The organism is Variovorax sp. OK212, from assembly GCF_900112425.1.
Lineage (GTDB): Bacteria > Pseudomonadota > Gammaproteobacteria > Burkholderiales > Burkholderiaceae_C > Variovorax.
Genome location: NZ_FOLP01000003.1, coordinates 15,036 through 40,563 on the forward strand (window position 1 = coordinate 15,036; position 25,528 = coordinate 40,563).

Genomic DNA, 25,528 nt, shown 5'->3' on the forward strand with positions numbered 1-25,528 from the left:
TGTATCCGGGCGCGCCGCCTCCCCAATCGCGCAGTGGCGAGGGTCGCAAGGCTAGGCGCGGCGCATGACGGTTATGTGACAGCGTCACATGAAGCACCGAGCAAAGAAAGGCATTTTCCCTCGACAGAGGGGTGTCACACCGATGTCACAGAAGCTTTTTAGAGTCCGTGCCAAGCCCGAAAGGGACTACTTCTTACCTCTAAAAGGAAGCTTCATGAAAACGACGTTCAAATTTGCAACAGCCGGCCTGCTGGCCGCGATGTTCACCATTCCCGCCTTCGCACAAGACGTGACCGGCGCTGGCGCCAGCTTCCCGGCACCGCTGTACGCCAAGTGGGCTTCGGACTTCAACAAGGCCACAGGCGTCAAGATCAACTACCAGTCGGTCGGTTCGGGCGCCGGCATCAAGCAGATCGAAGCCAAGACCGTCGATTTCGGCGCTTCGGACGCTCCCCTGAAGGACGACGAACTGCAAGCCAAGGGCCTGATGCAGTTCCCCACCGTCATCGGCGGCGTGATCCCCGTGGTGAACATCACCGGCATCAAGCCCGGCGAACTGAAGCTCAACGGCCAGGTCCTGGGCGACATCTACCTGGGCAAGATCACCAAGTGGAACGACCCCGCCATCAAGGCCCTGAACGGTTCGCTGAACCTGCCTGACGCTGCCATCGCCCCGGTTCGCCGCGCCGACGGTTCGGGCACCAGCTTCCTGTTCACCAACTACCTGAGCAAGGTCAACGCCGAGTGGAAGAGCAAGGTCGGCGAAGGCACGGCCGTGAACTGGCCCACCGGTGCGGGTGGCAAGGGCAATGAAGGCGTCGCCGCTTTCGTGAACCGCCTGCCCAACTCGATCGGCTACGTCGAATACGCCTACGTCAAGCAGAACAAGATGACGTACGCCCAGATGCAGAACGCCGCCGGCACCTTCGTGTCGCCCGACGATTCGGCCTTCAAGGCTGCCGCTTCCGGCGCCGACTGGAGCAAGACGTTCTACCAGGTGCTGACCAACCAGGCCGACAAGGGCGCATGGCCCATCACCGGCGCGACCTTCATCCTGATGCACAAGGTGCAGGACAAGCCCGCCAACGCGACCACCGTGCTGAAGTTCTTCGACTGGGCCTACAAGAGCGGCGACAAGACGGCTGACGACCTCGACTACGTGCCGATGCCTGACGCCGTGAAGGCCACCATTGCCAAGGCATGGGGCGATGTGAAGGACGCGTCGGGCAAGGCCGTCGCGTTCAAGTAAATCCAACCTTCAGTCCAGAACGGCGCGACCATGAGCATTCCTTCGCTCAAGGACGCGCCGCTTTCGTCTTTGCCGGAGCGACCTGTGTCATCCACCTTTCCCGCTGCAGCCACCTCCCTCGACCTCTCGGCCGAGCGCGGTCGCGCCACTGCCTCTCCGCCGCCTGCAAAGGCTCCCCGCTCCGGCCCCATGGCCGACCGCCTGTTCGGCTGGGCCGCCAAGGGCGCCGCGCTGCTGACGCTGGCGATGCTCATCGGCATCCTGCTGTCGCTCATCGCAGGTGCCTGGCCCGCCATTTCGAAGTACGGCCTGAGCTTCCTCACCAGCAGCGTGTGGGACCCCGTCAAGGAAGAGTACGGCGGCCTGGTCATGATCTACGGCACGCTGGCCACCTCGTTCATCGCACTGGTGATCGCCGTGCCGGTGAGCTTCGGCATCGCGCTTTTCCTTACCGAACTTTCGCCCAACTGGCTCAAGCGCCCGTTGGGTACCGCCATTGAACTGCTGGCGGCCGTGCCCTCCATCGTGTACGGCATGTGGGGCCTGCTGGTGTTCGGCCCGATCCTGTCGGCCTGGGTGCAGCAGCCGCTGCAGAAGCTGCTGGGCGGCATCCCGTACCTCGGCGCGCTGGTCTCCGGCCCGCCGGTGGGCATCGGCATCCTGTCGGCCGGCATCATCCTGGCGATCATGATCATTCCGTTCATCGCCTCGGTGATGCGCGACGTGTTCGAAGTGACGCCGCCGCTGTTGAAGGAATCGGCCTACGGTCTGGGCTCGACCACCTGGGAAGTCGTCTCCAAGGTGGTGCTGCCGTACACCAAGGCCGGCGTCGTCGGCGGCATCATGCTCGGCCTGGGCCGCGCGCTGGGTGAAACGATGGCGGTCACGTTCGTGATCGGCAACATGAACCAGCTCAACTCCCTCTCCGTGTTCGAGGCTGCGAACAGCATCACCTCGGCACTCGCCAACGAATTCGCCGAAGCCGGCGCCGGCCTGCACCAGGCCGCGCTGATGTACCTCGGCCTCGTGCTGTTCTTCATCACCTTCGTCGTGCTGTCGCTGTCCAAGATGCTGCTGGCCCAGATGAAGAAGAGCGAAGGAACCAAGTCGTGAGTACAGCCCAAAACCTCCTGAGCGCGCAGGCGCTCGCCGACATGCGCCAGGCGAAGTTCGCCTCGCGCAACCGAGTCAACAAGATCGCGCTGACGTTGTCGCTCGCCGCGATGGCGTTCGGTGTGTTCTGGCTGGTGTGGATCCTCTGGGAAACGCTGCGCCAGGGCATCGGCGGCCTGGCCATTGCCACCTTCACCGAAATGACGCCGCCGCCGAACGAAGCGGGCGGCATTGCCAACGCGATCTTCGGTTCGTTCGTGATGGTGGCGCTGGCCACCTTCGTGGGCACGCCCATCGGCATCATGGCCGGCATCTACCTGGCCGAGTACAACCCCAAGGGCTGGCTCTCTTCCGTCACGCGCTTCGTCAACGACATCCTGCTGTCGGCGCCGTCGATCGTGATCGGCCTGTTCGTGTATGCCGTCGTGGTGGCCTACTTCAAGAGCTTCTCGGGCCTGGCCGGTGCGCTGGCGCTGGCGCTGATCGTGATCCCGGTGGTGATTCGCACCACCGAGAACATGCTGCAGCTGGTGCCGCCCGGCCTGCGCGAAGCGGCCTATGCACTGGGCACGCCGAAGTGGAAGGTCATCCTGAGCATCACGCTGCGCGCCGCACGCGCCGGTGTGGTCACGGGCATCCTGCTGGCCGTGGCCCGCATCGCCGGTGAAACCGCGCCGCTGCTGTTCACTGCGCTGAACAACCAGTTCTGGACCGCCGACGTGAGCCAGCCGATGGCCAGCCTGCCGGTCACGATCTTCAAGTTCGCGATGAGCCCGTACGAGAACTGGCAACAACTGGCATGGGCCGGCGTGTTCCTGATCACCGTCGCCGTGCTTGCACTCAACATCCTGGCGCGTGTGCTGACGCGCACCAAACACTAATCAAAGAAGACGCCAACATGCCAAACACCGTTGCACAACAACCGTCGCGCTCGAAGATCTCGGTCAAGGACCTGAACTTCTACTACGGCAAGTTCCACGCGCTCAAGAGCATCAACCTCGAGATTCCCGAGAACAAGGTCACGGCCTTCATCGGCCCGTCGGGCTGCGGCAAGTCGACCCTGCTGCGCACCTTCAACCGCATGTTCGAGCTCTACCCGGAGCAACGCGCCGAAGGCACGATTGCACTGGACGGCGAGAACCTGCTCACGTCCAAGCAGGACGTGGCGCTGATCCGCGCCAAGGTCGGCATGGTGTTCCAGAAGCCCACGCCGTTCCCGATGTCGATCTACGACAACATCGCCTTCGGCGTGAAGCTGTTCGAGAACCTCTCGGCCAGCGAAATGGACGACCGCGTCGAATGGGCGCTGAAGAAGGCGGCCCTGTGGACCGAAGTGCGCGACAAGCTGCAGCAAAGCGGCTCGGGCCTGTCCGGCGGCCAGCAGCAACGCCTGTGCATTGCACGCGGCATCGCGATCAAGCCCGAAGTGCTGCTGCTCGACGAACCCTGCTCGGCCCTGGACCCGATCTCCACCGCGAAGATCGAGGAACTGATCGCCGAACTGAAGAATGAATACACGGTGGTCATCGTGACGCATAACATGCAGCAGGCCGCCCGCTGCAGCGACTACACCGCGTACATGTACCTCGGCGACCTGATCGAGTTCGGTGCCACCGAACAGATGTTCTTCAAGCCGCAGCGCAAGGAGACCGAGGACTACATCACCGGCCGTTTCGGTTGAAGTCAAAGGAGACAACATGACCGAGAAACACCTTTCCAGCCAGTTCGACAGCGAACTCAATGGCGTCTCGTCGCGCGTGATGGAGCTCGGCGGCATGGTCGAATCGCAGATTCACCAGGCCGTGTACGCGCTGCTGCAGTTCGACGCCGACGCAGCCGACCGCGTGATGGAGACCGAGCATCGCGTGAACGCGATGGAGATCGACATCGACCGCGAGCTGTCATCCATCATCGCGCGCCGCCAGCCGACCGCACGCGACCTGCGCCTGCTGATCGCCATCAGCAAGACCACCGCCAACCTCGAGCGCGTGGGCGACGAGGCCAACAAGATCGCGCGCATGGTCAAGTCGATCATCGAGAGCGGATCGGCGCGCCAACTGCCCACGACCGAGCTGCGCATCGCGGCCGACCTGGCCTCGGGCCTGCTGCGCACGGCGCTGGACGCGTTCGCGCGCCTGGACACCGCCGCGGCGCTGTCGATCCTGAAAGACGACGACCTGATCGACAAGGAGTTCGACGGTTTCGTGCGCAAGCTGGTCACCTACATGATGGAAGACCCGCGCACCATCTCCGCCAGCCTGGACCTGCTGTTCCTGGCAAAGGCGATCGAACGCATCGGCGATCACGCGAAGAACATCGCCGAGTTCATCATCTACATCGTCAAGGGTGCCGATGTGCGGCACACTTCGATGCAAGAAATCGAGTCCGCGCTGCAGTGAAGATGGCGGCAAGACTCCCCAAAAAAGCATGAAGAAACCCCGAGTCCTGATCGTCGAAGACGAGTCCTCGATCGCCGAGCTGATCGCCGTCAACCTGCGCCACAACGGCTTCGAGCCGATCTGGTCGGAGGATGGCGCGGCAGCCCAGCGCGAGATCGACGCCTTCCTGCCGGATCTGATCCTGCTCGACTGGATGCTGCCGGGCCAGAGCGGCCTGCAGCTCGCGCGCCAGTGGCGCAAGGACCCGCGCACCAAGGCCATTCCGATCCTGATGCTGACCGCGCGCGGCGACGAACCCGACAAGGTGGCCGGCCTGGACGCCGGTGCCGACGACTACATCACCAAGCCTTTTTCCACCCAGGAAATGCTGGCCCGCATCCGTGCGGTGCTGCGCCGCCGGGCGCCGGAAGTGGTGACGGAGCGCGTGGAAATCGGCGAGCTCGCGCTCGACACCTCCACGCACCGCGTGACCTGGCAGGGCGGCGCGCTGAAGGTCGGCCCGACCGAGTTCAAGCTGCTGGCCTACCTGATGCAGCACGCTGAACGCGTGCACAGCCGCGCGCAGCTGCTGGACAAGGTGTGGGGCGACCACGTCTACATCGAGGAGCGCACGGTCGACGTGCACGTCAAGCGCCTGCGCGAGTCGCTGGGTGCGGCCGCGCCGATGGTGGAAACCGTCCGCGGTGCCGGCTATCGCCTGACGGCCCAAGTGACGGTTTGAACGCTGTGGTGTCCGCCGGTGGCGGGCGCGGATAATCGCCCGCCATGCCTTTTCGCATTGCTACATTTTTAATAGCGTCTCTCGTCATCGGAGCGGGCGCTGTTGCTGCTTTCGGCTTGAAGTTCATATGGCTGGGCGCCTGGGTGGGAGCCGTGGTCTGGCTGGTGCTGGACGCCTGGCGCGCCGAACGGCTGCTTCAGGTGCTGCGCAACGACGCGGCCGGCCTGCCGACGCGCGGACCGGGCGTGTGGGGCGAGCTGTCGGAGCGCATCCGCAAGCTGCTGCGCGAACGTGAACAACAGACCCGGCAGGCGGAAGACCGGCTGCAGGAGTTCCTGGCGGCCATCCAGGCTTCGCCCAACGGCGTGGTGCTGCTCGACGAGCACGGCCGCATCGAGTGGTGCAACCAGACGGCGGCCGCGCAGTTCGGCATCGACGCCGAGCGCGACCTGGCCCAGCACCTGGCGAACCTGGTGCGCGACCCGGCCTTCGTGGCCTACCTGGCGTCCTGGAACTACAGCCGCGACGTGGTCATCGACGCGCCCGGCATCGGCAGCCACGCCCACCAGCGCGGCCATGTGGTGCGGCTGTCGGTGCAGGTGCATCCCTACGCCGGCAACCGCCGCATGCTGCTCACGCGCGACATCACCGCGCTGGAACAGGCCGAGGCGATGCGGCGCGACTTCGTGGCGAACGTGTCGCACGAGATCCGCACGCCGCTGACCGTGCTGGCAGGCTTTGTCGAGACGCTGCAGAACCTGCCGCTGGACGTGGACGAGCGCACGCGCTACCTGTCGTTGATGGGGCAGCAGTCGCACCGCATGGAAACGCTGGTGAACGACCTGCTCACGCTGTCGCGGCTCGAAGGCAGCGCGGCGCCTTCGGGCAACCAGTGGATCCGCATTCGCGCGCTGCTTGCGCAGTGCGAGGACGAAGGGCGCGGGCTCTCGGGGCGCCTGGCGCCGCTGGGGCACAAGCTGTCCTTCACCATCGATGCCGAGTCGGAGGTGTCGGGCGCGCCGACCGAGCTGCAGAGCGCCATGTCGAACCTGCTGAGCAATGCCATCCGCTACACGCCGGGCGGCGGCGAGGTGGCCGTGAGCTGGCGCGTGCTGCCCGACGGCCGCGGCGAATATGCCGTGAAGGACACGGGCCCGGGCATTGCCGCCGAGCACATTCCGCGGCTGACCGAGCGCTTCTACCGCATCGACCGCAGCCGCTCGCGCGAGACGGGCGGCACGGGGCTGGGTCTGGCGATCGTGAAGCACATTGCGCAGCGGCACGGCGCCGAGTTGCGCATCGAGAGCTCGGTGGGCAAGGGCTCGCGCTTTGCGCTGGTGTTCCCGGCGACGCGCGTGCACGAAGCACGCGTGCTGGTTACCAAGTAAACCTTCTTTCGCGATCTTCGGCTTATCTGGCGCGCTGGGCCATGGTCCAGCGCAGCAGCGTGCCGAACAGCAGCGCCGCCAATGCCAGCGCGCCGGCACTCATGATCCAGAACGCCAGCGGCGACTGCATCGCGGGCCATGGCCCCAGGCCGCGGTAGGCCAGCAGGTAGCTGCCGCCCAGGCCGATACCCCAGAGCATCGTGCAGTAGATGACCAGCGGCGCCAGCGTGACGCGGTAGCAGCGCAGCACGAACACGCACAGCGTCTGCAGCGCGTCGGCGAGGTGGTAGGCCGCCACCACCAGCAGCAGCGTGGCGGCCAGCGCGATCACCGCCGGGTTGTCGGAATACACGTTGGCCAGCTGGAAGCGCAGCGTGAGCATGGCCGCCGCGAAGAGCAGGGCGCACAGCACCGTCAGCTCGAAGCCGAGCCTGCAGGCGTGGCGCGCCTTGGCGGCGTCGCGCGCCCCGAGCCAGAAGCTCACGCGGGCGCTGGTCGCAATGGCCAGTGACAGCGGCACCATGTAGGCCACGGCCAGCAGGTTGGCGGCGATCTGGTGCGCCGCGGCGGCCACCGTGCCCAGGCGCGCGATGAAGAGCGCCATCAGCGTGAACGAGGTCACCTCGACCAGCACGGCAAGGCCGCCGGGCACGCCCATGCGCGCGAACTGGCGGATCGTGTGCCAGTCGGGCGGCTCGATGCGTTGCCACAGCCGGTAGCCGCGGTAGAACGGGCTGCTGCGCAGCAGCCAGACGGCGCAACCCAGCATGGCCCAGTTGACGCACAGCGTGGCCCAGCCGCAGCCCACGAGGCCCATGGCCGGCAGGCCGGCGCCGCCGAAGGTGAACCAGATCGACAGGGGCAGCTTCACGAACAGCGAACCCAGCTGCAGCCAGGTGACGAGCTGTGGCTTCCCCAGGCTCTGGTTGAGCGTGCTGAACAGGCGGAACAGCAGCGCGGGCGCAAGGCCGAAGGCCAGCACGACCAGGTAGGCCTCGACCTCGCCGCGCATCTCGGGCGGCACCTGCGTGAACCGCAGCACGGCGCCCGGCGACAGCAGCACCGCCATGCCGGCCACCACGGCGATGCCCGCCAGGTACAGGGACTGCCGCACCGAGCGGCCCACCTCGGCGCCGCGGCCGCCGCCGTGCAGCTCGGCCCAGACCGGCAGCAGCGCCTGCAGCACGCCCATGAGCGAGACATACACGCTCACGAAGACGGCGGCACCGACCGAAAGGGCGGCGAGCGCGTGCTCGGAATAGCGGCCCGCGATGATGGTGTCGGTCACGCCGAACGCCATCACGGCCAGCTGGCCGACCAGCACCGTGCCTGCGTGCCGCGCGATCAGGCTGCGTTCGCCGGCCACGTGCTAGGGCGCGATCTTCTGGTAGAGCAGCAGGTCGTCCGCGGGGCTGCTGGGACGGCGCAGCGTGCCGGCAAAGCGCCACTGGTCGAACGGGATGATGGTGTGCAGCCGCTCGATGGTCTCGGGGCTGGCCAGCAGCCAGGTGCAGCTGTTGTCGAGCAGCAGGGGCTTCATGTCGAGCTGGCCGTGGTGGCGCAGTGCCGCGATGTGCGCGCGGCTCAGTGCCAGCTCGGCGATGCAGCCCGGCTGCTTGCCCACGCGCTCGACCACCGCGTTGACCTGCGGCACGTAGCTGCGCGCGTAGTCGATGGGCGGCAGCCACAGCGTCATGAGCAGCATCCAGCAAAGGGCCGTGCCGCCCGCGGGCAGCACCAGCGTCTTCCAGAGCGCGGCGCGGTGGCGCCCGGTGCGCCAGCGCACCAGCCAGCACCACGCGAGGGTCGCGGCGGCGGCCAGCACCACGGCGATGGGCGAGAACTCGGGCACGAAGCCGGGCACCAGGCGGGCCACGCTGGCCGCGGGCTTGGGCGGTGCGCCGGTCTGCATGGCGATCCAGTAGATCCAGCCCAGCACGGCCAGGCCGCTGAAGAACAACACGTTGAACCAGTCGATCAGCGCCGAGGCGCTGCGCCGGAAGGTGGGCAGGGCGAAGGCGGCCAGCGTGGCGAAGGCGGGCAGGGCCAGCAGCAGCGAGCGGTCGGAGAAGTCGGTGCTCCAGGTGGCGGCCAGCGGCACCAGCGCGAACCAGAAAGGCAGCGCGACATGGCGCGCGGTGAGCTGCCGCCGCCAGCGCCAGAGCGTCCAGAGGGCGAGCGGCCAGACCGGCCAGGTGAACCACAGCAGCAGCTTGGCCTGGCTGCGCACGTCGACGAGCAGCGAGCCGCCGGTCATCGTGATCTTCCATTGCGGCAGCTTCAGGCCGAACACCAGCACGGCGGCAAGCGCGGTGACGCCGACCATCGTGAGCAGGGCGCCACGCGTGTAGCCGGGGCCGCTGTCTTCGTCGTAGAGGGCATCGGCCTGGGCGCGCGCGGCGAGCCGGCGTTCGTAGGCGATGTACAGCGCGCTGCCGATGGCCAGCGCCAGGCCCACGGTGGGCGCGCCGCTCAGCGTGATGCCGAGGGTGCCCACCACCAGCGCCGTGACCGGCCCGGCGCGGCGGTAGGGCAAGGCGGCGACGCCGTAGAACAGGTGCGAGGCGAAGAACAGTTGCGCCAGCGCGGGCGTGGTTTCATGGCCGAGCTGGGCCAGGCCCAGGCAGGCGATCAGCGCGAGCAGGCCGCCGTCGGCAATGGCGCGCGCGTAGTCGGTCGGGCGGGCCTCGCCGCCGAAGGCGAACGCCACGGGCTGGGCGCGCGCGGTGCGGGCCAGGTAGTACACGGCGTACCAGGTGGCGGTGAACGTGCCCCACAGCAGGAACGCGAACACGATGCGCACGGCCAGGTCGGGGTTCAGCCACGACGGGGCGATCTTGATGGCCAGCGCGCCGATCCAGTAGGGAATGAGCGCGGGCGTTTCGGGGCGCAGGCCCAGCAGCATCGGGTCGAACCAGCGTGCGATGCCTTCGGTGCTGCGGGCCAGTTCGGCCATGTAGCCGAAGGCGGTGATGTCCGCGCTCTTCCAGGGACCCCGGCCGACCAGGCCCGGCAGCAGGTAGGCCGCGCACAACAGCAGCAACGCGATGCGCGGCAAGCGGCGCACGGCATTCTGGGCAACGATCGCGGGGGTGGGCTGGTTCAAGTGGCGAAGAGCTGGATTCGGAAACAAAAAGGGCAGCGCGGTAAACCGGGCTGCCCTCGACGCAAAAGCGCGTGCCTTACTTCGAAGCAGCGCCGGTGGTCTTGCCGAAGCGGTTGCGGAACTTCTCGACGCGGCCGCCCATGTTGTCGACCGACTTCTGCGTGCCGGTGTAGAACGGGTGCGATTCGCTCGTGGTGTCGAGCTTGAACAGCGGCAGTTCACGGCCGTCTTCGGTCTTGCCCATTTCCTTGGTGTTCGCGCACGAACGGGTCACGAACTTGAAGCCGTTCGACATGTCGACGAACAGAACGTCGCGGTAATTCGGGTGGATGCCTTCTTTTGCCATGGTGTTTCCTTTTGCGCTGTTGGAATCAATGCGCGGTCGATGCGAGAGCCACCAGCGGCCAGTGGTCTGGCGCGCTGCCTTCTAGGGAAGCCGGACGACGTGCCCAGCCGCACTTTTCGCGGAGCCCATGATTATCGCATACTGCCGCTTTTCCCAGCAAACCAGCCCATCCCATGACCGCTACACCCCTTCGCGCCGGCCTTGTCGGCTATGGTTTTGCCGGCCAGACGTTTCATGCGCCGGTGCTTTCCGCCGTGCCCGGCCTCGAACTGGCGGCCGTGGCCAGCTCGCAGCCGCACAAGGTCCACGCGGACTGGCCCGGCGTGGCCGTCGTGCCCGACGTGGCCACGCTGGTCGCCCGGCCGGACATCGACCTGGTCGTGGTCGCCACGCCCAACGCCCAACACCACCCGGTTGCCAAGGCGGCGCTGGAGGCCGGCAAGCACGTGGTGGTGGACAAGCCTTTCACGCTCGACGTCTCGGAGGCGAGAGAGCTTGAATTGTTGTCGAAGCGCAACAATCGTGTCTTGGCCGTCTACCAGAACCGGCGCTTCGACGCCGATTTTTTGACGCTGAAAGACCTGCTGGCCAGTGGCGAACTGGGCCGCCCGGTGTACCTGGAGTCGCATTTCGACCGCTTCCGGCCTGAAGTGAAGGTGCGCTGGCGCGAGCAGGCCGTGCCGGGCTCGGGCCTCTGGGTCGACCTGGGCGCCCACCTGGTCGACCAGGCGGTGCAGCTTTTCGGCCGGCCCGACACGCTGCAGCTCGACACCGCCGTGCTGCGCGACGGCGCGCTGGTCGAGGACTACTTTCATGCCGTGCTGCGCTACGAGCAAGGCCCGCACGCACCGCTGCGCGTGGTGCTGCACTCGACGACGCTGGCGGCCCATGCCGCGCCGCGCTACATCGTGCACGGCACGCGCGGCAGCTACGTCAAGCACGGCGTGGACACGCAGGAAGACGCGTTGCGCGCCGGCCAGCGGCCGCCGGCTGAAGGGTGGGGCGCCGATCCGCTCGACGGCGAGCTCACGCTGGTCGACGGCAAGGGGGCGTCCATTTGTCGCAGCGTGCCCACGCGCCCCGGCAACTACGTCGACTACTACGCCGCGGTGCGCGATGCGATCCTGGGGCGCGGCCCGAATCCCGTGCCGCCCGATCAGGCCGTCGCGCTGATGGAGTTGCTCGACATCGGCCGCCAGAGCGCCCTCGAGGGCCGCGCCATCAAGACCTGAGGCCCATGAAAAAAGCGCGTCGACCCGTGAGGGCCGACGCGCTTTTGCGGAAGAGCGTGGTGCTCAGCCGCCGCGACGCATCATGTCGAAGAACTCGACATTGGTCTTGGTCGCCTTCATGTTCTTGAGCATCAGCTCCATCGACTCGATCTCGTCCATGTTGTACATGAGCTGGCGCAGGATGCGGGTCTTCTGCAGGATCTCGGGAGCCAGCAGCAACTCTTCACGGCGCGTGCCGCTGCGGTTGAGCTGGATCGACGGGAACACGCGCTTTTCGTACAGGCGGCGGTCGAGGTGGATTTCGGAGTTGCCGGTGCCCTTGAACTCTTCGAAGATCACTTCGTCCATGCGGCTGCCGGTATCGATCAGCGCGGTGCCGATGATGGTCAGCGAGCCGCCTTCTTCCACGTTGCGCGCGGCGCCCAGGAAGCGCTTGGGACGCTGCAGCGCGTTGGAGTCGACACCGCCGGTCAGCACCTTGCCCGACGAGGGCACGACGTTGTTGTAGGCGCGGGCGAGGCGGGTGATCGAGTCGAGCAGGATCACGACGTCCTTCTTGAGCTCGACCAGGCGCTTGGCGCGTTCGATCACCATTTCGGCCACGTGCACGTGGCGTGCAGCGGGCTCGTCGAAGGTCGAAGCAATGACTTCGCCCTTCACGGTGCGCTGCATTTCGGTCACTTCTTCAGGGCGCTCGTCCACCAGCAGCACCATCATGTGCACGTCGGGGTAGTTGGCGCTGATCGCGTGGGCGATGTGCTGCATCATCACCGTCTTGCCGCTCTTGGGCGGCGCCACGAGCAGGGCGCGCTGGCCCTTGCCGATGGGGGCGATGATGTCGATGATGCGGCCCGTGATGTTCTCTTCGCCCTTGATGCCGTCGCGCTCGAGCTTCATCTGCTCCTTGGGGAACAGCGGCGTCAGGTTTTCGAACATCACCTTGTGCTTGTTCTGCTCGGGCGGACCGTCGTTGACCTTGTCGAGCTTGGTCAGCGCGAAGTAGCGCTCGCCGTCCTTGGGCGTGCGCACTTCACCTTCGATCATGTCGCCGGTGTGCAGGTTGAAGCGGCGCACTTGGCTGGGCGAGATGTAGATGTCGTCCGTGCTGGCCGTGAAGCTGGTGTCGGGGCTGCGCAGGAAGCCGAAGCCGTCCGGCAGGATTTCGAGCACGCCGTCGGCGAAGACCTGCTCGCCGGCCTTGGCGCGCTTCTTGATGATCGCGAACATCAGCTCCTGCTTGCGCATGCGGCCGACGTTTTCGATCTCAAGCGCTTCAGCTTGCTTGAGGACTTCAGACACGTGGAGTGCCTTGAGTTCGTTTAAGTGCATGGAATGACCCCTCGCGGGGTAATCGAACGGAAAACGGGGGGAGGTTGAATGTGAAGCGAGAAGTGCTTCACTAACCGGGGAACTCGAACCGGTTGCCTGAAAGGGCCGGTGATCTGTGGGAGATTATGACAGGAAAAACGCGCCGGCCAACGCATTGCGCGCTGGCCGGCTGAAATCGCTCAGGCGAGCTGCTGGTCGATGAAGGCCGTGAGTTGCGCCTTGCTCATGGCGCCGACCTTGGTGGCGGCCAGCTGGCCGTCCTTGAACAGCATCAGGGTGGGGATGCCGCGAATGCCGAACTTGGCGGGGATGTCGCGGTTCTCGTCCACGTTCAGCTTGGCGATCTGCAGCTTGCCTTCGTAGGTGGCCGACACTTCGTCGAGGATCGGGGCGATCATCTTGCAGGGGCCGCACCATTCGGCCCAGTAGTCGACCAGAACGGGCTGGCTGGACTTGAGCACGTCGGCCTCGAAAGAGGAATCGGAGATGTGTTTGATGAGTTCGCTGGCCATGTGATGGGTCCTTGTGCGCAGAGAGTTTCGGTGCAGCTAAAGTGCTGGTCATTGTGACAGAAACCAAGGGGTGGCGTGCCATGCGGGGACGCTATGGCGACGATAGCCAAAGCCCTTGCGCACAACGCTCCGACGCTCGCACCCACGCTCTCAAACCCTCGATAGAACATGAACGAAGGCCACCCCGTCCAGGCCCTGTGGTGCGATCCCGCCGACGGCGTCGTCGCGCGGATCGTCCGCGCGCTGGCCGAACGCGAGCTGCATGCCGCCCGCACCGTGGTGCTGGTGCCCTACGCGCAACTCATGGGCGTGGCGCGTGCCATGTGGACCCGCTGCGGCAGCGCGGGCTTCGTGCCGCGCTTCGAAACCACCCACAACTGGGCCCGCAGCGCGGGCGGTTTCGTGCCCACCGGCTACGACATCGCGCACGACATGGCCCGCGATCTCGTGACCGCGCAGGCGCTGCTGTCGCAGGCCGGCTTCCATGCCGAGCGCTTCGCCATGGCCGGGCGCGTGGTCGAGCTGGCCTATCAGCTGGCACCGCTCGCTGCGGCAGTGACACCTGAAGAGCGCGTCGGCGACTGGGCCCTGCGTGCCGCGGGCGTGGCGGAGGCGGGCAGCGAATCGGAGTGGTTCCGCATGGAAAGCGCGCTGATCCGCATCGCCGTCGCGTGGGTGTCGACCTCGGGCTACGCGACCGACGTGCTGATGCGCGCGTCCACGCGCGCGCAGGTCGATGCGCTGATCGTGCTCGAGGGCTTCCAGACCGACCCGTTGACGCAGTCCCTGTGCGGCATCTGGGGCGGCGACGCGTTGCGTTTCTCGCTCGTGCCCGCTGGCGCCGCACCGGCGCCCGCGGCCTTCCACGTCGCGCTCGACCCCGAGGACGAAGCCCAGCTCGCCGCCGCCTGCGTGCTGCGCCACCTGGGCGAAGAGCGCGCCCCGGTCGCGCTGATTGCCACCGACCGCGCGCTGACCCGCCGCATCAGCGCCCAGCTCGCGGCGCAAGGCATCGTCACGCACGACGAGACCGGCTGGAAGCTGTCGACCACGCGCGCGGCCGCCACGCTGATGACCGCGTTGCGCGCCTGCGCGCACGACGCCAGCAGCGACCAGGTGCTCGAATGGCTCAAGGGCGGCGCCGACGGCGACGCGCCCACCGTGCAGTCGCTCGAGGCGCGCCTGCGCCGCGAAGGCCTGCGCGACTGGTCCGTGTGGTGCGCACTGGTAGCGCGCAGCGAAAAGCCGCAAGACGTCGCGCTGCTGCCTTTCACCGAAGCCATCGAGGCCCGCCGCATGCCGATGGCCCGCTCGCGCCCGCTGGCCGAATGGCTCGGCGCACTGCGTGAATTGCTCGAAGCCGGTGGGCAATGGCAACTGCTGGTCGACGACTTCGCTGGCGGCAAGGTCATCGGTGCACTGTGGCTCGATGCCGGCGCGCACGGCGACGACGACGAATTCCCCGGCGGGCGCCACACGCTGGCCGAGTTCACCGCCTGGGCGCGCGACGTGCTCGAGGACGCGAGCTTCGTGCCGCCCGCGGGCGACCAGGCCCCGCGCGTCGTCGTGCTTCCGCTGTATCAATTGCTCGGCCGTGCCTTCGGCGCCGTGGTCATCCCGGGTTGCGACGACCGGCGCCTGCCTGCATCGCCCGAGCCGCCGGGCAACTGGAGCGCAGCCCAGCGCCAGGAGCTCGGGCTGCCGCTGCGCGAAACGCTCGAGGCCGCGCAACGCGCCGCATGGGCCGCGGCCTTGCGCAACCCGTGTTGCGAGCTGCTCTGGCGCCAGTCCGACGTCACGGGCGAACCCGTGAGCCCGAGCCCGCTGGTGCAGGCGCTGCGGCTCGACCACCTCTTGCAGCCGTCCGCCGATCCGCGCCTGCCGCGCGAGGTGGCCGTGCAGCCGACCGCGTACCCGCAGCCCTCCGGTGCGCTGCTGCCGCTGGAGAACATCTCGACCAGCGTCTACGAGGACCTGCGCCGCTGCCCCTACCGCTTCTTCGCGCTGCGCCAGCTGGGCTTGCGCAGCGCCGACGAGCTCGACGCCGAAGTCGACAAGCGCGACTTCGGCAACTGGCTGCACGCCGTGCTGGGTCACTTCCACGAAGCGCTGGTCGAAACCCCGACGCAGGACGCGCAGCAACGCCTGGCATTCATCGAAGATGCGGCCCGACGCACCACGCGCGAAATGGCGTTGTCCGACGCCGAGTTCCTGCCGTTCGCCGCGGCATGGCCGGCGGTGCGCGACGGCTACCTGCTCTGGCTCGCGGGCCACGAGGCCAATGGCGCCGTCTTCGTCGAGGCCGAGCCCTGGAAGGAGCAGGCGCTGGGCAACCTGCGGCTCGTCGGCCGGCTCGACCGCATCGACCGCATGCCCGACGGCCAGGCCTTCGTGATCGACTACAAGACCGAGTCGTCGTCGGTGACCAAGGAACGCGTGAAGGACCCGACCGAAGACACGCAGCTTGCCTTTTACGCGGCACTGGTGGCCGACGACACCTTGCGCGCGGCCTACGTGAACGTCGGCGAGAAGTCGTCGGGCACGCAGACCGTCGAGCAGCCGGCCGTGGTCGAGGCGCGCGACGCCCTGGTGGCCGGCATCATCGAAGACTTCACGCGCATCGCGCAGGGCGCGGCGCTGCCGCCGCTGGGCGAGGGCGCCGTGTGCGACTACTGCGCGGCCCGCGGCCTGTGCCGCAAGGACTTCTGGGAACTGTCGAAATGAGCGGCGCCGCCTACGAACACAACGGCCGCCACGTCGAGCGCGAGGCCTTCTATACCGTCGCCTGCGACCCGCGCCGTTCGGTCGCCGTGGAGGCTTGCGCCGGCGCGGGCAAGACCTGGATGCTGGTCTCTCGCATTCTTCGCGCGCTGCTGGAAGAGGGCGAATCGGCCTGCGAGCCGCACGAGATCCTGGCCATCACCTTCACCAAGAAGGCCGCCGGCGAAATGCGCGAGCGCCTCGACCAGTGGCTCGAAGACTTCGCCGAGCGCCCGCCCGAAGAACTGGTGCGCGAACTCGTGGTCCGTGGCGTCGAGCCCGCCGCAGCGCAGGCCGCCGTGCCACGCCTGAAGGGTCTGTACCGGCGCCTGCTCGAAGGCGGCCGGCCGGTGCAGTTCCGCACCTTCCACGCGTGGTTTGCCGGCCTGCTGCGCAATGCGCCGCTGGCGGTGCTGCGCGAACTGGGCCTGCCGTCGAACTACGAACTGCTCGAGGACGATGCCGAGGCGCGCGGCCACACGTGGCGCCCGTTCTTCGAGGCCGTCACGGCCGACAAGGGCGCGCTGGCCGACTACTACGCGGTGGTTGCCACGCACGGCCGCTCGCAGACCGCCAAGGCGCTGGGCGAGGCACTGTCCAAGCGGGTCGAGTTCTCGCTGGCCGATGCGGAAAACGCCGTGCAGCACTTCAGCGCGTTCTATCCCTCGCTCGACGGACTGGGCGAGCCGACCGACGCGCTGCGCGGCGAGCACGTGCGCCGCCGCTGGCTCGACCGCGCGGCCGCGCTGGGCCGCGAGACCAACAAGACGCCGCAGAAGGCGGCCGAAGCCATCATCGACATCTTCGGCACCGGCGAGCCCGATGCCGCTTCGCTGCCGGCCGCGCTCGCGCACCTGCGCAAGAACTTCTTCGTTGCCACCGAAGACCGGCTCAACAAGAACCTGCTGAAGTTCGCCGCGGCCGTGGAGGCCGAGACCGAGCTGCAGGTGCTGTGCGGCGCGCAGGCGCAGCACGCGGCGTGGCTCTACCAGCAGCGCATGACGCGCCTCACTCGCTTGCTGATCGTCGCCTTCGCCGAGGTCAAGCGCGCCCACGGCTGGGTCGACATGAACGACGTGGAGCAGGCCGCGCAGCTGCTGCTCGGCCAGTCGGCGCTGTCGGGCTGGGTGCAGGAGCGGCTCGACGCGCGCGTCGCGCACCTGCTGATCGACGAGTTCCAGGACACCAACCCGCTGCAATGGCAGGCGCTGTACGGCTGGCTCAGCGCCTACGTCGGCGCGGGCAGCAGCGCGCCGCGCGTGTTCATCGTGGGCGACCCCAAGCAGAGCATCTACCGCTTCCGCCGCGCCGAGCCGCAGGTGTTCATCGCGGCCAAGAAGTTCGTGCGCGAAGGGCTGGGCGGCGAGCTGCTCAACTGCGACCACACGCACCGCAACGCACGCAACGTGGTCGGGCTGGTCAATGCGGCCATGCTGGCCGCGCAGGACGCCGGCGAGTTCGACGGCTACCGCGCCCACACCACCGAGCGCGCCGACGAAGGCGAATTGCTGAAGCTGCCGGCCATCGACCGCGATGCGCTCGGCGACGCCACCGAGGCGGCGCCTGCGGACGACGGCATGCTGCACTGGCGCGACAGCCTCGTCACGCCGCGCGTGCTGCCCGAGGAGCAACTGCTGCAGAAGGAATGCGAGCAGGCCGCGCAATGGGTGGCGCAGCGCATCGCCGACGGCACGCCGCCGCGGCAGATCATGGTGCTGGCGCGGCGTCGCAGCCGCCTGTCGGCCATGCAGGACGCGCTGCGCCAGCGCCACATTCCCGTGCAGCAGCCCGAGAAGAACGAGCTGTACGACGCGCCCGAGGTGCAGGACGTGGTCGCGCTGATCGACGTGCTGGTGTCGCCCGCGCACGACCTGTCGCTGGCGCGCGCGCTCAAGTCGCCGGTGTTCGGCGTCGACGACGAGGCCCTGGTGCAGCTCGCGCTGCGCCAGCGCGAGCGCGGCATGGTCAGCTGGTTCGCGCTGGTGCAGAAGGACGAGACCCTGCCGCCGGTGCTGATCGAGGCGGGTGTGAAGCTCAAGAAGTGGCAGCGCTGGCTGATGACGCTGCCGCCGCACGACGCGCTCGACGCGATCTTTCACGACGGCGACCTGCTCGCCAAATTCGGCGCCGCCGTGCCGGCCACCATGCGCGCCAGCGCGCTGGCCAACCTGCGCGGCGTGCTGACCGCGTCGCTGGAGATCGACGGTGCGCGCTTCGTCACACCGTACGCGCTGGTGCGTGCATTGCGCGCAGGCGGCGTGCGTGCGCCGACCGTGGCCGCGCCCGACGCGGTGCAACTGCTGACCGTGCACGGCGCGAAGGGCCTCGAGGCCAACACCGTGCTGATGCTCGACTGCGACGCCGCACCGCCGCGCGCACAGACCATGGGCGTGCTGGTCGAATGGAAGGGCAGCGACAGCGCGCCCACGCGCTTCGTGTTCCTCGCGAGCGAGAAGACGCCGCCTGCCTGCGCGGCCTCGCTGCTGGAGGAAGAACAGCGCGCGCGGCATCGCGAGGAACTCAACGGGCTCTACGTCGCGACCACGCGGGCGCGCGAGCGGCTGGTGCTGTCGTCGGTGCGTCCGGCGCGCGCCAACGAAAGCAGCTGGTGGAGCCGGCTGGAGCCGCTGTGCGAGCCCACGGAGGCCGGCGAGCCGCTCGTCGAGCTGGCTGTTGCGGGCGGTGCAGCGAGTTTCTCGATGAAGCGGATGCCCGAGGTGCCGCCGTCGGCCGAGGCGCCCGTCGCCAAGGATGCAAAGGACGCGCAGGGCGCGAAGGACGCCAAGAAGAAGGCCGCGGACACCACCGTCGACGCGCGAGCCGCCGCGTTCGGTCAGGCGATGCACCGGCTGCTCGAATGGGCCGTGCCGGGCGAGGCGCTGCCGGCGGCGCATGTGCGTGCCGCGGCCCGCGAATTCATGCTCGATGCCCAGCAGGCGCGCGGCGCCGCGGCGCTGGCCCAGCGCATCCGCGCGGGCGAGGGTGCCTGGGTGTGGGACGATCGCAGGGTCGACTGGCATGGCAATGAAGTCACGCTGGTGCATGAAGGCGAGACCTTGCGCATCGACCGTCTGGTGCGCGAGCGCGACGGCGGCGCCTGGTGGATCCTCGACTACAAATCCGCGGCGCGCCCCGAACGGGACGCCGCGCTGATCGCACAGATGCAGCGCTACCGCGCCGCAGTGCAACATGCCTACCCCGGTGCCACGGTGCGCGTCGCGTTCCTCACCGGGCAGGGCGAACTGGTAAATCTCGAATGACTGTTTCTCCTACCGTTGCCGTGATCGGCGGCGGACCCGCCGGGCTGATGGCGGCCGAAGTACTGAGCGCGTCCGGCGCGCAGGTGCACGTGTATGACGCCATGCCCTCGGTGGGCCGCAAGTTCCTGCTGGCCGGCCGCGGGGGGCTCAACCTCACGCATTCCGAGCCTTTCGACGTGTTCATGGGGCGCTTCGGCGGACGGCGCGCAGAGCTCGAGCCGATGCTCGCGCAGTTCGGTCCGCAGCAGGTGCGCGACTGGGCGACGGGCCTGGGCGTCGAGACTTTCGTCGGCACCTCGGGACGCGTGTTTCCGAAGGACATGAAGGCTGCGCCGCTGCTGCGTGCATGGCTGCAGCGGCTGCGTGCGGCGGGCGTGCAATTTCACATGCGGCATCGCTGGCTCGGCGAAGGCGCGGTGGATCTGGCCGCTATGCGGTTTGCAACGCCCGCGGGCGAGGCCACGGCGAAGGCCGATGCGGTGGTGCTGGCGCTGGGCGGTGCGAGCTGGGCGCGACTGGGGTCGGACGGTGCCTGGGCCCCGTGGCTGCAGGCGTGCGGTGTGGACATCGCGTCGCTGCTGCCCGCCAATTGCGGCTTCGACGCCAGCGGCTGGACCGAGCATTTCTCCAGCCGCTTTGCGGGGCAGCCCTTCAAGTCGGTGGCAATTTCGTTCACCGACAGCCAGGGGCGGCACTTTGCGCGCAAGGGAGAGTTCGTGGCGACGGCGACGGGCATCGAGGGCAGCCTGATCTATGCGGCCTCCGCCTTGCTGCGCGACGAGATCGCCGCGAACGGCAGCGCCACGTTGTTGCTCGACCTGCTGCCCGACCGCAGCGCCGAACAGGTGCTGGGGGCCGTCAAGCATCCGCGCGGCGCGCGTTCGCTGAGCAGCCATTTGAAGAGCCGGCTCGGGCTGGAAGGCATCAAGACCGGCGTGCTGCACGAGGTGCTGAGCCGCGAGGCGATGGCGGATGCGGCCCAATTGGCCGCCACGATCAAGGCGGTGCCGTTGAAGCTGGTCGCGACGCGGCCCGTGGACGAGGCGATCAGCACGGCCGGCGGCGTGCGCTTCGATGCGCTCGATGCGCAACTCATGGCCAAGGCACTGCCCGGCGTGTTCGCGGCAGGGGAGATGCTCGACTGGGAGGCGCCGACCGGCGGCTATCTGCTGACGGCGTCGATGGCCAGCGGTGCTGCGGCGGCGCGCGGCGCCATCCAGCGGCTGGGCCTGTGAAGGCCTCTTGCCGTTGGAGTTTCGTTTTTCGCTGAGAGTTTTTGCAAGCCCCGTTTCATTTCGCATGGAATGAAACGAAGCTTTGAAGAGGTTGACGAGCCTTACCCCTGGCACTGACTACGCAGTTAGGGCTGCTTGGTTCCCCACCTGACCCGGTTGGCCACTTCACCATGCAGGGAGGCCCGTCAACCTGCATTCTAACCCTGAGTTTTTAGGCACTTCATGCCGCTTCACTAACCCCCTTCAGGGGGCGGGGCGGTTGCTGCGGACGGCCGTGCGCGGCGGCCCTGTGGAAAGGGAACAGAAGCACCGCGTTTCTTGCGGACCCGGCCGGATCGGCGCCTTGTGCCTTTTAGAATGCCCGCAATGTCTTATCTCGTGCTCGCTCGCAAGTTCCGCCCGAAAACCTTCGCTGAGATGGTCGGCCAGGGGCATGTGGTGCAGGCGCTCGAGAACGCGCTGACCACGCAGCGCCTGCATCACGCCTACCTTTTCACCGGTACGCGGGGCGTGGGCAAGACCACGGTGTCGCGCATCCTGGCGAAGTCGCTGAACTGCCAGGGCCCGGACGGGCAGGGCGGCATCACGGCCACGCCGTGCGGCGTCTGCCAGGCCTGCCGCGACATCGACTCCGGCCGCTTCGTGGACTACACCGAGCTCGACGCGGCCTCCAACCGCGGCGTGGACGAGGTCCAGTCGCTGCTCGAGCAAGCCGTCTACAAGCCGGTGCAGGGGCGCTTCAAGGTCTTCATGATCGACGAAGTGCACATGCTCACCAACACCGCGTTCAACGCGATGCTGAAGACGCTCGAGGAGCCGCCCGAATACCTCAAGTTCGTGCTGGCCACCACCGATCCGCAGAAGGTGCCGGTGACGGTGCTGTCGCGCTGCCTGCAGTTCAACCTGCGGCCGATGGCGCCCGAGACGGTGCTCGAACACCTCACGAGCGTGTTGCAGACCGAGCAGGTGCCGGCCGAGCAGCAGGCGCTGCGCCTGCTGGCGCGTGCCGCACGCGGTTCGATGCGCGATGCGCTGTCGCTGACCGACCAGGCCATTGCCTTCGGCAACGGCGAACTGCTCGAAGCCGGCGTGCGCCAGATGCTGGGCAGCGTGGACCGCGGCCATGTCTTCAAGCTGATCGAGGCGCTGGCGCAAGGCGACGGCAAGACGGTGGTCGAGACCTCGGAGGCGCTGCGCGTCGACGGCATGTCCGCCGCCTCCACGCTCGAGGAAATGACGGCGGTGCTGCAAGCCATGGCCGTGCTGCAGGCCGTGCCCTCGCGCGCCGAGTCGGCCGATGCGGCCACCGATCCCGATGCTGCCGACACCGCGCGCCTGGCCGCGCTGATGCCCGCCGACGAAACGCAACTGCTCTACAGCCTGTGCCTGCACGGCCGCGGCGAGCTGGGCCTGGCGCCCGACGAGTACGCCGCACTGACCATGGTGCTGTTGCGGCTATTGGCCTTCAAGCCCTCCAACGCGGCTGCTTCGACGGCCTCCACGGAAAAAAAAACTCTGAATGAAGCCGCGGCGGCCCCGCCGCAGGCGCCTGTGCGTGCCGCGCCACCCGCGCCGGCGCCCCAGCCACCAGCACCCACACCAGCGCCAGCGCCCCAGGCGCAGCCGTCACCGGTGCCACCACCACCGGCAATGGCGCGGCCGCCCGTCGAAGCACCACCGGCCCCCGCGCCCGTTCATGCCGTTTCGCCGGTTCCGGCCGGCCATCGCCTCGCCGTGGTCGACGAACCCCGCCACGCCGATCCCCGCCAGGCACCTGCCTCGCAGGACGCTCCCGCCAAGGTGGTCGGCATGCCCATCCGCGTGCAGCCCCCGCCCGGTGCGCGCGACGAGCCCAACGCCGACCGGCCGCGCGCCTTCGTCCCCATTCCGACCAGCGAAGACGGCGATTTCTGGTACGCCACCGTCACCCAACTGGTCGCGGCCGAGGCCATCACGGCGCTGGCGCGTGAACTGGCGCTGCAGTCGCAACTGGTCGGGCGCGACACCGACCAGTGGATGCTGCGCATCGAGCGTGAAACACTCAACCAGCCGTCGAGCCGTGAAAAGCTGACGGTCGCGATCAATGCGATGGGCCACGACGTCAAGCTGGCCATCGAGATCGGCGGCGTGGTCGACAGCCCCGCGCGCCGCAACAAGCAGGCAGCCGAAGAGCGCCAGCGCGTGGCCGAAGACGCCATCCTGAGCGACCCCGAGGTACAGGCGCTGATGCGCGACTTCGACGCGAAGATCGTTCCCGGCACGCTGAAGCCGGTCTGATCGCGCCACTGGCTGGCCCGACTCTCTTATCCTTCCCCTTTTTCAACCCATCTCAACCGATCAGGACCACACGATGTTCAACAAAGGACAACTCGCCGGCCTCATGAAGCAGGCGCAGGCAATGCAGGACAACCTCAAGAAGGCCCAGGAAGAACTGGCGCACATCGAGGTCGAAGGCGAGTCCGGCGCCGGCCTCGTCAAGGTCGTCATGACCTGCAAGCACGACGTGAAGCGCATCACCATCGACCCCAGCCTGCTGGCGGACGACAAGGACATGCTCGAAGACCTGATGGCCGCAGCCTTCAACGCCGCCGTGCGCAAGGCCGAGGAAACCAGCGAGCAGAAGATGGGCAAGCTCACGGCCGGCATGCCCGGCCTGCCGCCCGGCATGAAGCTGCCGTTCTAAGCGGCACATGGCTGACGCCAGTTCGCTCGACGCCTTGGTCGATGCGCTGCGCCGCCTGCCCGGTGTCGGCGTCAAGTCGGCCTCGCGCATGGCGTTCCACCTGCTGCAGCACGACCGCGACGGCGCACAGCTGCTCGCGCGCGCGCTGCAACAGGCCGCGGGCAATGTGCGCCATTGCGAACTCTGCAACACCTTCACCGAAGCGCCGATCTGCAGTGTCTGCATGGACTCGCGGCGCGACGTGACCAAGCTCTGCGTGGTCGAGACGCCGGCCGACCAGGCCGCGCTCGAGCGCACCGGTGCGTTCCGCGGTTACTACTTCGTGCTGATGGGCAAGCTCAGTCCGCTCGACGGCATCGGGCCCAACGACATCGGCCTGCAGAAGCTCTTCAACCGCGCGCTCGACGGCACGGTGAGCGAGGTGATCCTTGCCACCAACTTCACGGCCGAAGGCGAAGCCACCGCGCACGTGATCGGCGAAGGGCTCAAGCAGCGCGGCCTCAACGTCACGCGGCTCGCGCGCGGCGTGCCCGCCGGCAGCGAACTCGAATACGTCGACCTCGGCACCATCGCGCACGCGCTGGTCGATCGCCGCTGACACCTCATCACCCATGACCTTCTCGTTGCTCACCATCGCCTACTGGTGCGTGTTCATTGCCTGCGGCCTGCCGTACCTTGCGGCATGGGTCGCCAAGGCCGGCAGCTTCGGCCCGCGCGACAACCAGCATCCGCGCGACTGGGCCGCCAAGCAGAGCGGCTGGCGCGCGCGTGCCAACAGTGCGCAGGCGAACAGCTTCGAAGGCCTGCCGTTCTTCATCGGCGCGGTGGTCATCGCCCACCAGCTCGGCGCATCGCAGCCGCACCTGGACATGCTCGCCGCGGCCTACGTGGTGCTGCGCACGATCTACATCGCGCTCTACATCAAGGGCATCGGCAGCGCGCGCAGTGCCGTGTGGGCTCTCGCTTTTCTGGTCAACATCGCGATACTTTTTCTGGCGCGATGAGCCTTCGGCGAAGGCTTCTCGGCGAGGCCTTCGTGTTTACGTAAAAACCCGCACGGGATGACCCCGATGCAGCGGCGTGGTGCGGCCCCTAAGCTCGATTCAGTCCACAAGAATCACAGAGCCCACAGGCACAGCTTCAGGCACCGTTTCATGCTCCATCGCCGCACCCTCATTTCCGCTTCCGCCGTCGCTGCCGCAACCATCGCGCTGCCGCGTGTCTTTGCGCAACAGGCAAAGCTGGAGAAGACGAAGATCTCCATCGCGGTCGGCGGCAAGGCGGCGTTCTACTACCTGCCGCTCACCATCTCCGAACAGCTCGGCTACTTCAAGGCCGAAGGGCTCGACGTGGAGATCTCCGACTTCGCGGGCGGCGCGCGTGCGCTGCAGGCGGTGGTCGGCGGCTCGGCCGACGTGTGCTCGGGCGCCTACGAACACACCATCAACCTGCAGGCCAAGAACCAGTTCTTCCAGGCCTTCGTGCTGCAAGGCCGCGCGCCGCAGATCGCGGTGGGTGTGTCGACCAAGAACATGGTCGGCTACACCGGCATCGCCGATCTCAAGGGCAAGAAGATCGGCGTCTCGGCGCCGGGCTCGTCGACCAACATGGTGGCCAACCTCGTGCTGTCGCGCGGCGGCCTGAAGGCCAGCGACGTGAGCTTCATCGGCGTGGGCGTGGCGGCCGGCGCGCTCACCGCGCTGCGCTCGGGCCAGATCGACGCCATCAGCAACACCGACCCGGTGATGACCATGCTCGAGCAGAAGGGCGACGTGAAGATCATCAGCGACACGCGCACGCTCAAGGGCACGCAGCAGGTGTTCGGCGGCACGATGCCGGCGGCCTGCCTGTACGCGTCGAGCGAGTTCATCCAGAAGAACCCCAACACCTGCCAGGCGCTGGCCAATGCCATCGTGCACGGGCTCAAGTGGCTGCAGACGGCGGGCCCCGGCGACATCATCAAGACGGTGCCCGAGACCTACCTGCTCGGCGACCGCGCGCTGTACCTCGCGTCTTTCGACAAGGTGCGCGAGTCGATCGCCACCGACGGCCTCGTGCCGACCGACGGCCCCAAGACCGCGCTCACCGCGATTGCGAGCTTCGACACCAGCGTGAAGGCCGAGAAGATCGACCTCGCGAAAACCTACACCAACGATTTTGCCCGGCGCGCGAAAGACAGGTTCAAAGCCTGATTC

Annotated in this window: 21 protein-coding genes and 1 other RNA gene; 16 read left to right on the forward strand and 6 right to left on the reverse strand. The window is 67.7% G+C overall.

Translation table 11 applies throughout. From position 1 onward, the window contains the following. The first annotated feature begins 214 nt into the window (after window positions 1–214). From pstS to phoR, 7 genes are read left to right on the forward strand one after another with little or no spacing between them, the layout of a single operon-like run. On the forward strand, window positions 215–1,249 hold the full coding sequence (gene pstS / locus BM004_RS10500) for a phosphate ABC transporter substrate-binding protein PstS (RefSeq protein ID WP_093122828.1): 1,035 nt from the start codon (window positions 215–217) through the stop codon (window positions 1,247–1,249). Window positions 1,250–1,279: 30 nt separating this feature from the next. Beyond that, a complete protein-coding gene (pstC, locus tag BM004_RS10505; protein WP_093122825.1) occupies window positions 1,280–2,362 on the forward strand; it encodes a phosphate ABC transporter permease subunit PstC in 1,083 nt (360 codons plus the stop codon). Next, window positions 2,359–3,243, forward strand: coding sequence for a phosphate ABC transporter permease PstA (gene pstA, locus BM004_RS10510; RefSeq protein WP_093122822.1), 885 nt, complete (start codon window positions 2,359–2,361; stop codon window positions 3,241–3,243). The genes pstC and pstA overlap by 4 nt, the downstream gene beginning before the upstream one ends. 17 nt (window positions 3,244–3,260) lie before the next feature. Then, window positions 3,261–4,043, forward strand: coding sequence for a phosphate ABC transporter ATP-binding protein PstB (pstB, locus tag BM004_RS10515; RefSeq protein WP_093122819.1), 783 nt, complete (start codon window positions 3,261–3,263; stop codon window positions 4,041–4,043). A 16-nt stretch (window positions 4,044–4,059) separates the two neighbouring features. Then, on the forward strand, window positions 4,060–4,761 hold the full coding sequence (gene phoU / locus BM004_RS10520; RefSeq protein WP_093122816.1) for a phosphate signaling complex protein PhoU: 702 nt from the start codon (window positions 4,060–4,062) through the stop codon (window positions 4,759–4,761). Window positions 4,762–4,789: 28 nt separating this feature from the next. Continuing rightward, complete coding sequence (gene phoB, locus BM004_RS10525; protein WP_007836652.1) at window positions 4,790–5,482, forward strand: phosphate regulon transcriptional regulator PhoB; 693 nt, start codon at window positions 4,790–4,792, stop codon at window positions 5,480–5,482. Window positions 5,483–5,526: 44 nt separating this feature from the next. Further along, window positions 5,527–6,870 carry a phosphate regulon sensor histidine kinase PhoR gene (phoR, locus tag BM004_RS10530; RefSeq protein WP_093122814.1) on the forward strand — a complete coding sequence of 448 codons (1,344 nt, stop codon included), beginning with the start codon at window positions 5,527–5,529 and terminating at the stop codon, window positions 6,868–6,870. Window positions 6,871–6,892: 22 nt separating this feature from the next. Here phoR and BM004_RS10535 read toward each other — a convergent pair whose 3' ends face one another. From BM004_RS10535 to BM004_RS10545, 3 genes are all read right to left on the reverse strand, one after another. Beyond that, a complete protein-coding gene (locus tag BM004_RS10535; RefSeq protein WP_093122812.1) occupies window positions 6,893–8,236 on the reverse strand; it encodes an MATE family efflux transporter in 1,344 nt (447 codons plus the stop codon). 3 nt (window positions 8,237–8,239) lie between these two features. Further along, window positions 8,240–9,976, reverse strand: coding sequence for a hypothetical protein (locus BM004_RS10540; protein WP_093213120.1), 1,737 nt, complete (start codon window positions 9,974–9,976; stop codon window positions 8,240–8,242). A 76-nt stretch (window positions 9,977–10,052) separates the two neighbouring features. Then, on the reverse strand, window positions 10,053–10,322 hold the full coding sequence (locus BM004_RS10545; RefSeq protein WP_093122806.1) for a type B 50S ribosomal protein L31: 270 nt from the start codon (window positions 10,320–10,322) through the stop codon (window positions 10,053–10,055). Between the two features lie 173 nt (window positions 10,323–10,495). On the opposite strand from BM004_RS10545, the gene BM004_RS10550 reads away from it, so the two are divergent. Next, window positions 10,496–11,554 (forward strand): oxidoreductase, encoded by a 1,059-nt coding sequence (locus tag BM004_RS10550; RefSeq protein ID WP_093213122.1) that lies wholly within the window; start codon window positions 10,496–10,498, stop codon window positions 11,552–11,554. A gap of 63 nt (window positions 11,555–11,617) precedes the next feature. Here BM004_RS10550 and rho read toward each other — a convergent pair whose 3' ends face one another. Continuing rightward, a complete protein-coding gene (gene rho / locus BM004_RS10555) occupies window positions 11,618–12,883 on the reverse strand; it encodes a transcription termination factor Rho (RefSeq protein WP_081266259.1) in 1,266 nt (421 codons plus the stop codon). 179 nt (window positions 12,884–13,062) lie between these two features. Then, complete coding sequence (gene trxA, locus BM004_RS10560; protein ID WP_042578306.1) at window positions 13,063–13,395, reverse strand: thioredoxin TrxA; 333 nt, start codon at window positions 13,393–13,395, stop codon at window positions 13,063–13,065. A 168-nt stretch (window positions 13,396–13,563) separates the two neighbouring features. Here trxA and BM004_RS10565 point away from each other — a divergent pair, with 168 nt between their 5' ends. The 3 genes from BM004_RS10565 to BM004_RS10575 are packed head-to-tail and all read left to right on the forward strand — an operon-like array spanning window position 13,564 to window position 20,650. Further along, complete coding sequence (locus tag BM004_RS10565) at window positions 13,564–16,119, forward strand: PD-(D/E)XK nuclease family protein (RefSeq protein ID WP_093213124.1); 2,556 nt, start codon at window positions 13,564–13,566, stop codon at window positions 16,117–16,119. After that, entirely contained in the window at window positions 16,116–19,415 is a 3,300-nt protein-coding gene (locus BM004_RS10570) for a UvrD-helicase domain-containing protein (RefSeq protein ID WP_093213126.1), read from the forward strand. The genes BM004_RS10565 and BM004_RS10570 overlap by 4 nt, the downstream gene beginning before the upstream one ends. Then, the gene (locus tag BM004_RS10575; protein WP_093213128.1) at window positions 19,412–20,650 is read left to right on the forward strand and encodes a TIGR03862 family flavoprotein; all 1,239 of its coding nucleotides are present in this window, start codon (window positions 19,412–19,414) and stop codon (window positions 20,648–20,650) included. The genes BM004_RS10570 and BM004_RS10575 overlap by 4 nt, the downstream gene beginning before the upstream one ends. Before the next feature lie 90 nt (window positions 20,651–20,740). On the opposite strand, the gene ffs is transcribed toward BM004_RS10575, so the two are convergent. Next, window positions 20,741–20,837: signal recognition particle sRNA small type (gene ffs / locus BM004_RS10580), an RNA gene on the reverse strand. Window positions 20,838–21,016: 179 nt separating this feature from the next. Between ffs and dnaX the strand changes: the two genes are divergently transcribed. The 5 genes from dnaX to BM004_RS10605 all read left to right on the forward strand — a co-directional run bounded on the left by dnaX (window position 21,017) and on the right by BM004_RS10605 (window position 25,525). Next, window positions 21,017–22,927: a DNA polymerase III subunit gamma/tau gene (dnaX, locus tag BM004_RS10585; protein ID WP_093213130.1), complete on the forward strand. Its 1,911-nt coding sequence runs from the start codon at window positions 21,017–21,019 to the stop codon at window positions 22,925–22,927. 73 nt (window positions 22,928–23,000) lie between these two features. Next, window positions 23,001–23,333 carry a YbaB/EbfC family nucleoid-associated protein gene (locus BM004_RS10590; protein ID WP_093213132.1) on the forward strand — a complete coding sequence of 111 codons (333 nt, stop codon included), beginning with the start codon at window positions 23,001–23,003 and terminating at the stop codon, window positions 23,331–23,333. 7 nt (window positions 23,334–23,340) lie between these two features. Next, window positions 23,341–23,931, forward strand: coding sequence for a recombination mediator RecR (recR, locus tag BM004_RS10595; RefSeq protein ID WP_093122790.1), 591 nt, complete (start codon window positions 23,341–23,343; stop codon window positions 23,929–23,931). 13 nt (window positions 23,932–23,944) lie between these two features. Continuing rightward, window positions 23,945–24,337 carry an MAPEG family protein gene (locus tag BM004_RS10600; RefSeq protein WP_093213134.1) on the forward strand — a complete coding sequence of 131 codons (393 nt, stop codon included), beginning with the start codon at window positions 23,945–23,947 and terminating at the stop codon, window positions 24,335–24,337. 150 nt (window positions 24,338–24,487) lie between these two features. Continuing rightward, window positions 24,488–25,525: an ABC transporter substrate-binding protein gene (locus BM004_RS10605; RefSeq protein WP_093213135.1), complete on the forward strand. Its 1,038-nt coding sequence runs from the start codon at window positions 24,488–24,490 to the stop codon at window positions 25,523–25,525. The last annotated feature ends 3 nt before the right edge of the window (window positions 25,526–25,528 follow it).